The organism is Heyndrickxia sp. NPDC080065 (genome assembly GCF_050281185.1).
In the GTDB taxonomy this organism is placed as follows: domain Bacteria; phylum Bacillota; class Bacilli; order Bacillales; family Bacillaceae_C; genus Heyndrickxia.
In genome coordinates this window covers 119,582-132,270 of sequence record NZ_JBNNWS010000017.1, presented here as the reverse complement: position 1 = coordinate 132,270, position 12,689 = coordinate 119,582, and the positions used below count along the sequence as shown (strand labels likewise).

At 35.3% G+C, this 12,689-nt stretch carries 10 protein-coding genes; 2 read left to right on the top strand and 8 right to left on the bottom strand.

Annotated features, from left to right (window positions below; translation table 11 throughout):
• The first annotated feature begins 281 nt into the window (after positions 1–281).
• The gene (locus ACQKP0_RS19870; protein ID WP_427407575.1) at positions 282–641 is read left to right on the top strand and encodes a YugN family protein; all 360 of its coding nucleotides are present in this window, start codon (positions 282–284) and stop codon (positions 639–641) included.
• Between the two features lie 51 nt (positions 642–692).
• Here the strand turns inward: ACQKP0_RS19870 and ACQKP0_RS19865 are convergent, their stop codons facing one another.
• The 7 genes from ACQKP0_RS19865 to cyoE all read right to left on the bottom strand — a co-directional run bounded on the left by ACQKP0_RS19865 (position 693) and on the right by cyoE (position 7,274).
• Positions 693–1,154, bottom strand: coding sequence for a DUF420 domain-containing protein (locus ACQKP0_RS19865; protein ID WP_427407574.1), 462 nt, complete (start codon positions 1,152–1,154; stop codon positions 693–695).
• A 60-nt stretch (positions 1,155–1,214) separates the two neighbouring features.
• Positions 1,215–2,126, bottom strand: a complete 912-nt coding sequence (gene ctaG, locus ACQKP0_RS19860; RefSeq protein ID WP_427407573.1) for a cytochrome c oxidase assembly factor CtaG — start codon at positions 2,124–2,126, stop codon at positions 1,215–1,217.
• A gap of 194 nt (positions 2,127–2,320) precedes the next feature.
• The gene (ctaF, locus tag ACQKP0_RS19855; RefSeq protein ID WP_427407572.1) at positions 2,321–2,653 is read right to left on the bottom strand and encodes a cytochrome c oxidase subunit IVB; all 333 of its coding nucleotides are present in this window, start codon (positions 2,651–2,653) and stop codon (positions 2,321–2,323) included.
• 4 nt (positions 2,654–2,657) lie between these two features.
• A complete protein-coding gene (locus ACQKP0_RS19850) occupies positions 2,658–3,287 on the bottom strand; it encodes a cytochrome (ubi)quinol oxidase subunit III (RefSeq protein ID WP_427407571.1) in 630 nt (209 codons plus the stop codon).
• Positions 3,288–5,165: a cytochrome c oxidase subunit I gene (ctaD, locus tag ACQKP0_RS19845; protein WP_427407570.1), complete on the bottom strand. Its 1,878-nt coding sequence runs from the start codon at positions 5,163–5,165 to the stop codon at positions 3,288–3,290.
• A 33-nt stretch (positions 5,166–5,198) separates the two neighbouring features.
• Complete coding sequence (coxB, locus tag ACQKP0_RS19840; protein ID WP_427407569.1) at positions 5,199–6,269, bottom strand: cytochrome c oxidase subunit II; 1,071 nt, start codon at positions 6,267–6,269, stop codon at positions 5,199–5,201.
• A gap of 93 nt (positions 6,270–6,362) precedes the next feature.
• Complete coding sequence (gene cyoE, locus ACQKP0_RS19835; RefSeq protein ID WP_427407568.1) at positions 6,363–7,274, bottom strand: heme o synthase; 912 nt, start codon at positions 7,272–7,274, stop codon at positions 6,363–6,365.
• Positions 7,275–7,911: 637 nt separating this feature from the next.
• On the opposite strand from cyoE, the gene ACQKP0_RS19830 reads away from it, so the two are divergent.
• Positions 7,912–8,850, top strand: coding sequence for a COX15/CtaA family protein (locus ACQKP0_RS19830; RefSeq protein ID WP_427407567.1), 939 nt, complete (start codon positions 7,912–7,914; stop codon positions 8,848–8,850).
• Positions 8,851–9,215: 365 nt separating this feature from the next.
• Here the strand turns inward: ACQKP0_RS19830 and pyc are convergent, their stop codons facing one another.
• The gene (pyc, locus tag ACQKP0_RS19825; protein WP_427407566.1) at positions 9,216–12,656 is read right to left on the bottom strand and encodes a pyruvate carboxylase; all 3,441 of its coding nucleotides are present in this window, start codon (positions 12,654–12,656) and stop codon (positions 9,216–9,218) included.
• Positions 12,657–12,689: the final 33 nt, after the last annotated feature.

Below are 12,689 nucleotides of genomic sequence, written 5' to 3'. Positions count from 1 at the left end.
TCCCTCTTTTTCCCGCAGGAGTCAAGTGTCCTCCGCTACAATCAACTCAGATTGTTAATAAAATATCACTAAAAAAGCAACAACCTTTACGAAAATAACCTTAAGAAAAAAATAAATACATATAATATATTATATTAATGGCTGCTTTATAAGCCCTAATATACACTGATTATTCACAATGTATACATTGCAAGAAAAGTTATTTTAGACTATTATTAAATATGAGAGAAATTGTCTATTTATTTTTTTTGTTCTTCGAGTATTAGGAGGGAATTAAGATAATGAATTTTGAAAATATCGGTATTCAAGCTTTTAAAGCGGATTTAAACAGATTAGACGATGTGATGAAAAAATACGGAATGGTTAGAGCTGAACAATGGGATTATGAGCGTATATCATATGACCGAAAATTTATTATTAGAGAAGGTACTTATTATTTAAGAGTACAAGGGTATGCAGTTGAAGGTGATGTAGATACTTTCGATGCATTAATGCAATTAATGACACCTATCCTAGGTAAACATTACTATCCACATGGTGTAGAATACGGAGACGATGAAGTATACCCTGGCCACCTTGTTAAACAATGTGAACAAATACTTACTGATCTAAAAAAAGAAATCGAAGCGTTTGCTGAATAATAATATAAAAATAAAAACAGTGTAGACCTTAATCTACACTGTTTTTATTTTTTATATTCCCAAAATTGCCTTGATAACAGATGTTGTTTCTCCTCCATGATAAAACACGTAAAGAAGTAAGTATACAATTACCCCTGTTATCGCCGTAAAAAACCAAACGATACTCGTAATTGGCCCCAGTTTACGGTGGAATGATATACGGTCTTTATATCCGCTCCATAAAGACATAATTCCTAATACTGCTCCTACCGTTGCAAGTGTAATATGGAAAATTAAAAATATCGTGTAATATATTTTCAAACTATCAGGACCACCAAACGAAGTATTACCGATAAAGATCGTCCTTGAAGCATAAATAATGAAAAATATAATAGCAAAAATAGCAGCTATAGTCATTATTTTTTGATGCTGATCAATCTTTTTCTGCCTTATTAAATTCCAGCCTATTGCAACAAATATCGCACTAATTACAATACATGAAGTACTAATTGTAGGTAAGATAGGTAATGTCATGTTTTCTCCTCTCAAATGTTCATGAATTTTTAAAGTTAGAGCAGCCTGCTCTACCTTGTTTTACTTTGTAGGTTGTGGATTTTGAGTGAGCATTGCCTTTTCTGTAAATTCTTCAGCTTCTTGTTGATCTTTTTTAAACCATAGGAAGAATATTCTAGCAAGAACAAAACCATAAACAACTTCTTGAACTAGCTTCATAATGATTGCTCCTAATTGTTGATCCTCTAGGACAGGTAATTTTGAAAATAACTCAGGTCCACTTAAATTCAAACTGGATAATGTGTCTGATGGAACACATAAAGTCATTGCTTGTAACCATAAGGTACCATTTGAATAAGTCTCATATAAAGGCTTTCCAGCGAAAATTAATATTCCACAAGCAGGGGTAAGCAATAATGCACTTGCAAATAAGTAAGCCACTCGCTTTAGTCCACTTAATTGCTTATGATTTGGAAGTGAGTTAAGCAATGGCCACCACATAAAGATAGCTAGAATAAATAGTGCTAGTGTATATGTTCCATGTGCTAGTTCACTCATTTTAATTTTGTCAAAAATAAAGGGTAAATGGTAAAACGAAAAAAAGACATTAAAAAGAATAACTGAAAGTACTGGTTTCGTGAAAAAGCCAAATACATTTTTTATTACTGGCAGTTTTAAAAAAGCTTCCCAAAGCCAATTAGGTATACTTAACATCAATAATGGTGCAATAATAATTAATAAGATTGACATTTGAACCATGTGATAAGTAAACATAATGTGGGCTAACAAATCAATTGGAGAACCTTTCACTACATAAAGTAAAATCATCGAAATAATAAAATAAATTGCTTGTTTTCGAGTTAATGGTTCACTATTTTTAAAATCTTTTCGCCATTTCGTCGTAATTAAAAAATATAAAACTGTCATGAACAATATTGTAATGACAAAAAACGGACTCCATAATGCCCTGAAACCAAATATACTTAAAGGCATTTTCTCCACCTCATTTTCTCTCAAACGGAATTAATATCAAACTTTAAGCCTTGTTTGATATATCGTACATGTATTGTGAAATCCTCCACTTTCATTATACTTTTGTAAAAACGAATCTTCAATCATGCCTCATGACAAGTTAATGACAGTTTTTATTTTCAAAAAAAATCCAGTCTCTCGACTGGATTTTTATATTACCACCAAATAATTGTGAAAAATGTAAGCAATGTAAGAAATGCAACAAAAGCTCCAGAGTACATGAAGAGTTGTGGTGCTTCATGTCCTTTATGGCTCATATGCATAAAGTAATATAGTTGAAATATTACTTGTACTACCGCTAATAAAAGAATAAACGGAATTGTAAACCATTTTGAAAAATCGGCATATACCGCACCAAATGCAATAAGTGTTAACAAAATCATTAATGCAAATGATACTACCTGATACTTCATTTCCTCTGCACTTTTTCTTCGGCGATATTCATAGTCTACTCTTGGATTACTAGAACTTGAATGTTCATTCGTCATATTCTTATCCCACCATTCCCATTAAGTATACGACTGTGAAAATGAATACCCATACAACGTCAATAAAGTGCCAATATAAACTTGCTACATAGAACTTTGGAGCGTTGTAGAGGCTCAAACCACGACCTGCATTACGAATCATTAGTGACAATATCCAACACAAACCGAAAGCAACGTGAGCACCATGGAATCCAACTAAAGTATAGAAAGCAGAACCAAATGCGCTACTTGTAAATGTATGATGGAATTCATGTACATAATGATTAAATTCATAAATCTCTAGTCCAAGGAATGCAGCACCTAATAAAACGGTAACTAACAACCAAGCTTGCATCTTTTTAAAGCTATAGTTTTTCATATGATACATTGCATATACGCTAGTAATTGAACTAGTTAATAGCAACATTGTTGCAATAAATGATAATGGTAATTCGAAAAGCTGTTTTGCATGTGCCATTGAAGGATCTGGAACTTTATCCTTCAAGGCAATGTAGGTTGCAAACAAGGAAGCAAACAATACTGTTTCGCCGCCTAAAAATAACCAGAAACCTAAAAATTTATTTTTCCCTTCGAGGGTTGCTTTTTCAGGTGCTTCAGGCCATGTTTTTGGAGTGAACTTTTCTTCAACATGCATTTACGCCTTAACCCCCTTATTATTATCATCTTCAATTAATTCCTCTTTATGAATATGGAAACCGTGGTCATCTTTTAGGGAACGTATTAGCATTGATCCTAAGGCAATGGCTAATCCAATAATTAATACTGGAACACCCCAAGTATTCCCTTCATCTCCATGATACATTGCACCAAACGCTGCAACGAATAATCCAAATGAGATAAACACAGGTAAGATTGATCCATTCGGCATATGTATATCACCAAGTGGTTCAGCAGGCGTTAATTCTTTTTTACCTTCCATTTTTTCAATCCACCAAGTATCGATTCCACGAACTAAAGGAAGCTGCTTAAAGTTATAAAATGGTGGTGGTGAAGGAATTGCCCATTCAAGTGTACGTCCATCTCCCCAAGGATCGTTTCCAACTTTTTTATTTCTCACGGATGTTACGACAATATTAATTAACATAACGATAACGCCAAACGCCATAAATGCAGCACCAATCGAGCTGACTAGGTTACCTGTATCCAAACCTTGGTTAGGAAGGAATTTCCAAATACGACGAGGCATACCCATTAATCCTAAGAAATGCTGAATAAAGAATGTTAAATGGAAACCAATTAGGAATGTCCAGAAAGTGATCTTTCCTAGTGTTTCATTTAGCATCGTACCAAACATTTTTGGCCAGTAGAACTGAGTTCCCGCAATAAGTGCGAACACTACCCCACCAACAATTACATAGTGGAAGTGAGCAACTACGAAATAAGTATCATGATATTGATAGTCTGCTGGTGCAGCTGCAAGCATAACACCTGTTACCCCACCCATTAAGAATGATGGAATAAAAGCAGCAGCCCATAGCATTGGGGTTGTAAATTTAATATTTCCGCCCCACATCGTTAACAGCCAGTTAAAGATTTTCATCCCTGTTGGAATAGCGATTGTCATTGTTGCAACCGCAAAGATCGCATTAGCTATTTCACCTAAACCTACTGTAAACATATGGTGAGCCCAAACCATGAATCCTAGGAAACCGATCAAGACTGTTGCAAATACCATTGATGAATAACCAAATAATCTTTTTCTTGAGAATACAGCAAAGATTTCCGAGAAAATACCGAAAGCTGGCAAAATCAAGATATATACTTCTGGATGTCCGAAGATCCAGAATAAATGTTCCCAAATAATTGTATTACCACCGCCGGAAACATCAAAGAATTGTGCACCGAACATACGGTCAAATGTTAGCATGAACATACCGACAGTAAGTGGCGGGAATGCAAACAATATTAATGCAGATGTAACAAATGTTGTCCAAGTGAACATCGGCATACGCATATATGTCATACCAGGAGCACGCATATTGATGATTGTAACAAGGAAGTTGATACCACCCATTAACGTACCGAAACCGGAAATCTGTAAACCTAGTGCATAGAAATCTACTCCATGTCCTGGTGATTCAAGTGATAATGAAGCATAAGAAGTCCACCCTGCATCTGGAGCGCCTCCAAAAAACCATGATAGGTTTAAGAATAGTCCCCCAAAGAAAAATAACCAAAATCCTAAAGAGTTAATAAACGGAAACGCTACATCGCGTGCTCCAATTTGTAACGGCATAACCGCATTCATGAAAGCAAAAACGAGTGGCATTGCCGCTAAGAATATCATGGTCGTACCGTGCATGGTAAGAACCTCGTTGTAAAGACCTGCACTAACAAAGTTACTGTCAGGTACTGCAAGCTGAATACGAATGATCATTGCTTCAATACCACCGATTAAAAAGAACAATCCCCCTGCAATTAAATAAAGAATTGCAATCTTTTTATGGTCTACTGTTGTTAAATAGTCCCAAATGGTAGCACCAAAGCCTTTTTTCTGAGCTTTACTACTCACAGTTAAACCTCCCTTTTACGCCTTAATAACCAATTATTGTTGCACTTTTAAACCCATTAAATAGTCAGCTAATGCGTCTAAATCTTGATCTGATAAGTTTTTAAATGAACGCATTTTATTTCCTGGTTTATAAGCTTCCGGATCTTTAATCCATTTTTTAAGATTTTCTTTATTGTGATCTAAGATGCCTGCTATACGTTCACGTTCACCAAACGTAGTTAAGTTTGGTGCTATTTGAGGTTTTTCATTATCTGTTGTAATCGCATGACAACTAATGCAGTTCTTTTCAAAGACTTTTTGTCCCTGCTGTGCCGAAGCAGTTGTAGGCTGAACAGGATCTTTCACCTTTTGCATATCAGCAACCCATTTATCAAAATCAGCTTGTGACATTGTTTTAACTTTAAAATCCATTAAAGCATGTGAAGGTCCGCACAGCTCAGCACACTTCCCATAAAAAACATTTCCAGCTTCTTGTGCTTTATCACTATCAAATTCAAGCCAGAATTTATTGATATTATCAACATTCGTGTCAAGTTTTCCTCCTATAGCAGGAATCCAGAATGAGTGCTTTACATCATTTGATTTTAATGAAAAATATACTTTTTTGTCAGTTGGTACAACAAGATCCTGACTAGTAACGATTCCTAATCCCGGATATTCAAATTCCCACCAATAAAGGTTGGAACGTACATTGATAACAAGTTCTTTCGGCTTGCCATCTTTGTCCTTTTTCTCCATTGCTGCAGTATCACCAAAGTTAAATGTCGCTGCAACAACAGGAACTGCTAACACTACTAATAAAATAATCGGAATAACTGTCCAAATAATTTCAAGAACATGATTTCCTTCCACTTGTTTTGGTATCATGTTTTCCTTTGCTTTTGTGCGTCGGAAACGAATAATGGCTATTACGAAAATAATTACTACAATAGCAATTACAAGTACCATAATAAATACACTCAAAAGCATTAAGTGATATTGCTTCCTGGCAACTTCACCAGCTGGCTTTAATGCCGATAAGAATGGCTCACCACAGCCGGAAAGAGCAAGCGTCAATACAGCAAGAACTGAGACAAGACGCCATTTTTTCAGCCATTGTTTCATAACTTAATCAAACCCCACTTTCATTTTATGTCTTCTAAGTAACAAGGACTGTTATTTATATGGATTTCTTAAAAAAAGAAAGAATTCCCAAAGTTATATTACAGTTACAATTACCATGGCTACAAACAAAATAGTTAAGTAATTTAAAGAATAGACAAACATTAATCTTGCCCACTTTAAATCATCTTTCATCTTAAATCCAGCTAGCCCCAATACTAGCCAACCAATATTAAATGCTGTAGCTAAAATGACAAATGTCATACCTAAAGGCATAAGGAAAAATGGTAATGGTAATAAACATGCTACCCAAAAAACGATATGACGTTTCGTTACCTCAAATCCTTTTACAACTGGTAGCATTGGAATGTTTGCGGCTCTGTATTCCTCACAGCGCTTCATTGCTAATGCATAGAAATGCGGAGGCTGCCATATAAACATCATTAAGAAAAGTATCCAAGCCATAGTATCTAAGTTTGGATCTACTGCTGCCCATCCGATTAATGGCGGAACTGCTCCAGAGATACTGCCAATAATCGTATTGCTTACATATAATCGCTTAGACCACATTGAATATAAAACTACATAGCTAAAAATACCTATGATTCCTAGAATCCCTGCAGTCACCGAAGTCATAAATAATAGAATAGTTCCTAGTGTAATGAAGGAAAATCCAATGGTCAGTACTTTTGCACCGCTCATTTTTCCTGTAACAGTAGGTCTAGACTTTGTTCGGCTCATTATAGGATCAATATCTCGATCAATAAAGTTATTAATACTACAGGAGCCAGCAATTATTAATGCTGAGCCTAGTAATCCAAGAATAACAATATCTAGCGATTGTAGAAAATGTTGCTGAGTAAATACTAATGCCAGCCACATACCTGTAAATGTAGTAATTAAATTAGAATTAACAATTCCAATTTTTATTAAAGATAAAAAATCCTTAAGTGCAGTTGTTTCTGGAATACTTGTGTTTTCCATATCGATTGCTCGACTATTTGACATTTGTTACCCCCCCTCACTTTCAATAAACAACATATATAATATTACTATAAAACATCTTCAGCCGTATTTCTATATTTCAACAAATTTTCGTTAATTGTTCACTTTTACTAAAATTATGTATGATGTTTTATAATATATGTCATTTTTTGTCTCGCACTAGTACCACGTGGTCTATATACCCGCTAGGAAGGTCAAAAAGCATACTTCATTGCCGGGAGAACATTTTGCTCCAGCCTAATCAAGGCGCTTACATTTTCAGTTTACCACAAACTCAAAAAAATAGACTTTATTCATAGACACGAAGCTCATTTTTAATCCATCAATTCCATATTAAAACATAACTTTAATATTTATTGTGAAACCTTTTCAACAGAATTATGTCAAATTTGTGTCAGTCGACTTTAAATCAGCTATTTTTTTCAACAATGTTTCACTGCACCATAAATATTACTATCAAAATTTAAAGCTATTTACAATTATTGCAAAGGTATATGAATTGTAACATTTTATCGGTTGTCTTTTTTCAGTAATTTAGGTAGTATCATTAAGAGCATTTATTTTAATTATTATTCAATGTAAAATAATATTTTTTTGACTTATGATCTCTTTTTAAAGAAATATAAAGAAGGTGAATTATTTGCGTCGAGGATTAAAATGGCTTGCTATATTAACGACGCTAGGAATGCTTTTCGTTCTGATCGGGGGAGCCTTAGTAACAAAAACCGGTTCAAGTATGGGATGCGGTAGATCATGGCCCCTTTGTAATGGCCAACTAATCCCAAGCCCTATTACACCAGAAACTCTTATAGAATTTGCTCACCGTCTAGTATCAGGCGGGGTTGGATTTCTATTATTGATTTTATCTATTTGGTCTTGGAAAACTATCGGTCATAAACGTGAAACAAAATTTCTAGTTCTACTATCTCTTTTCTTTTTAATTTTACAAGCTCTAATAGGTGCTGCCGCTGTTATGTGGGGGCAGTCAAAATTTATTTTAGCTTTGCATTTTGGGATATCCCTTATTTCATTTGCCTCTGTTTTTTTGTTGACACTACTTATTTTTGAAGTTGATCAAAAATTTGATGCTTCAAAAATTATCATAGACAAGCGTATGAAAATACATACGATAGGTGTAACTATATACAGCTATCTTGTCGTCTATTCCGGAGCTCTTGTCCGTCACACGAATTCAAGTTTAATATGCAGGGATTGGCCATTATGTTTAAATGATGCCCCAGCATTACCTACTAATCTTTATGAATGGGTTCAAATGGGACATCGACTTGCCGCTGGTATCATTTTTCTATGGATCGCTTATATTACTTATTTAAGCGTAAGACATTATAAAAAGCAGCAGGTTTTATATAAAGGTTGGATTATTGCCTTTATCTTAGTTTGCCTGCAAGTAATAGCAGGAGCTTTAATCATTTTTACTAGACTTAATTTATATATAGCACTTGCACATGCTCTATTCATTTCTTGCCTGTTCGGACTACTCAGCTATTTTCTATTACTTATTGGAAGAAGTAAAAAAAATATGGTTCAGATTAGTAAGGACAGATTTGAAAGTAAATAACGAAAAGAAAAGCGCAAGCGCCTTGCTCATCGGTGTACGGATTTCGTAGGCTTCGACTGAGATAAAGGAAACACGGCGAGGGACGAGTCGATGTTGACTTAACGTAGGGAGAAGACGGAGAAATCCGATAGGCGCTGGAGCTAGACACAGCAGACACTTTTCATGCCTAATACCCTTAGTAAATCTACACTTTCTTACCTTTTAAAAAAACGTACAGTTCACAATGAACTGTACGTTTTTTTGTTTGACTTTGTTAAACAATGATATTGTTTCTGAAATAGTCCTGTAGGGTATGCGTTCAGCTAGTTATACTCCATATAGAAATCGCTTCACGCATACCCTACAGGCGATTTTATCAAAAAATTTTAGTTCTTATCTATTTCAATTAATAAATCATTTGGTTGAATAGCTTCTCCATCACGAACGTAAATTTCTTTAATTATACCCGAAAATGGTGCTTGTACAGTAGTCTCCATCTTCATTGCTTCCGTTATCATAAGATGGTCACCTTGATTTACTTTATCTCCTTTACTTACCATCAGTTTTATGACAGTTCCTGGCATCGTTGCACCAATTTGTTGTTCATTTTTCGGATCAGCCTTTACTTTATTAGCTACGGATGATTTTATACTTTCATCTCTTATGACAACTTCACGAGGCTGACCGTTTAATTCAAAATATACAATCCTCGTCCCATCTAAACGTGGCTGTCCGATTGATATCAATTGGACAAAAAGGGTCTTTCCGGTTTCTATTTCTACTTCAATTTCTTCACCAAGCATCATACCATAAAGAAATGTTGGAGTATCAATTACTGAAACATCTCCAAATTGCTGAGTAGTTTTGACATAATCCAAGAAAACTTTTGGGTACAATGCATACGAAATCGCGTCTAAGTCGGTTGCCATTCTCCCTATTTCCTCAGAAAGTGTTTCTTTTAATCGAGATAAATCGACATCGTCCATCAACTCACCAGGACGAACTGTTATTGGTTCTCTATCCTTTAAAATGATTTTTTGAAGATCTTTCGGAAATCCACCAACTGGTTGTCCTAAATAACCTTGGAATAACTCGACAACAGAATCAGGAAAATCAATTTTTGATCCGCGAGTAAGCACATCTTCCTCTGTAAGTTCATTTTGAACCATAAATAATGCCATATCTCCGACGACCTTTGATGATGGTGTTACTTTTACTATATCACCGAACATATGATTAACTTTCTGATACATTTCTTTTACTTCATCCCATCGATCTCCTAATCCTACTGCTTTTGCTTGCTGTTGCAGGTTGCTATATTGACCACCAGGCATTTCATGACGGTATACTTCAGTATGCGGGGAATTCATCCCACTCTCAAAACCATTATAATACTTTCGAACATCTTCCCAATAATTTGAAAGTGTTTCCGCTGCTCCAATATTTATTTTCGGTCTTCTTTCTGTACCTTCTAAAGCATAATATAATCCGTTTAAACTAGGCTGTGAAGTTAATCCTGCCATGGAATTTAAAGCCACATCTACAATGTCTACCCCTGCTTCAATCGCCTTTGCATATGTATAAAGACTATTTCCACTTGTATCATGTGTATGAAGATGAATCGGTATATTAATTGATTCTTTTAATTCTGAAATTAAACGATATGCTGCTTGAGGTTTTAAAAGTCCTGCCATATCTTTAATTGCTAAAATATGAGCACCTTGGTTCTCTAATTCCTTTGCAAGTTCTTTATAATACTGAATATCATATTTTATCCTTTGCGGATCATTAATATCACCTGTGTAACAAATAGCAGCTTCTGCAATTCTTCCTGTTTCTCGTACCGCATCAATGGCTACTTCCATTCCTTTAATCCAATTCAGACTATCAAAAATTCTAAATACATCAATTCCAGCTGATGCTGATTGCTGAACAAATTCACGAATAATATTATCTGGATAATTTTTATAACCTACTGCATTCGATCCTCTAAACAGCATTTGAAAAAGGACATTTGGAATTTTTTCTCTTAATACTCTTAATCGTTCCCATGGATCTTCTTTTAAAAACCTGTATGCAACATCAAATGTGGCACCTCCCCACATTTCTAGCGAAAATAATTCGGATATCAGCCTTGATGTAGGTTCAGCAATTTTTTGAATATCATGTGTACGTACTCTTGTTGCAAGTAACGACTGATGTGCATCTCGAAATGTAGTGTCAGTTAATAAAACCTCTTCTTGAGACTTAATCCAATTAACAAGACCTGCAGTTCCTTCATTCTCAAGAATTTGTTTGGATCCTGGTGCTGTTTGCTCTGAGTAGTTAATTTTAGGAACCCTGCTTTTAGCAAACAAAGACTTCTCTTTCCTTTCAATACCTGGAAATCCATTGATGGTTACGTTACCGATATAGGATAACATTTTCGTTCCACGGTCCCGACTCGGCGGAAATACAAACAATTCTGGTGTCGTATCAATAAACGAAGTATCGTATTCACCAGTAATAAATTGAGTGTGTTTTACTACATTGATTAAAAATGGAATATTGGTTTTGATACCTCTAATACGAAATTCTTTAAGATTTCTCACCATTTTTGATGCTGCCTGTTCAAATGTCATAGCCCAAGTAGAAAGCTTTACTAATAAGGAATCATAATATGGTGTAATCTCAGCACCTTGAAAACCATTTCCCGCATCTAAACGTACACCAAAGCCTCCACCTGTTCTATATGCCATTATTTTTCCTGTATCCGGCATAAAATGATTTAATGGATCCTCAGTTGTTACCCTAGATTGAATAGCAAATCCGTTAATCTTCAATTCCTCTTGCTTAGGAATACCTAGTTTATCACTGCGAAGAGAATGCCCTTCAGCAATCATTATTTGTGATTGAACAATATCAATACCGGTAATCATTTCGGTAATGGTATGCTCTACTTGTACACGCGGATTGACCTCAATAAAGTAGAATTGGTTTTCTGCTACAAGGAATTCTACTGTCCCTGCATTAACATAGTTAACATTTTTCATTAAATCGACGGCAGCCTGACAGATCTTTTCACGCAATTCTATGGAAAGTGATACACAAGGAGCAACCTCTACTACTTTTTGATGACGTCGTTGAACAGAACAATCACGTTCAAATAAGTGTATGATATTCCCCTCATCATCTCCTAAAATTTGAACCTCAATGTGCTTTGGATTTTTAATGAACTTTTCGACGTAAACCTCATCGTTTCCGAATGCTGCCTTCGCTTCAGATTTTGCCCGATTATAGGCTTCTGTCACTTCCTTTATATTATTTACAATTCTCATTCCGCGTCCACCGCCACCTAGAGAGGCTTTAATAATTATTGGGAATCCGTGGTGATTACCAAACTCCTCGACCTCTTCAAGACTTGTGACCGGGCCATTACTTCCAGGAATAACTGGAATATTTACAAGATTTGCTTGTTCCTTCGCCTTCACCTTATCCCCAAACATATCCAAATGTATTGGTTTTGGCCCTATAAATGTAATCCCTTCCTCCACACACCTTTTAGCAAATTGTATGTTTTCAGATAAGAAGCCATAGCCAGGATGAATGGCATCTACATTTGCATTTTTCGCGATATCAATAATGCCTTCAATATCTAAGTATGCGTCAATTGGTTTTTTTCCTTCGCCCACCAAATATGCTTCATCTGCTTTGTAACGATGATAGGCCCCAGAATCTTCTTTTGAATAAATGGCAACGGTACGTATATTAAGCTCGGTACACGCGCGAAAAACACGAATTGCTATTTCCCCTCTATTAGCCACTAATACTTTTTCAATTTTTTTCATATACAATCTCTCCCTTTTGTATAATCACTTGTT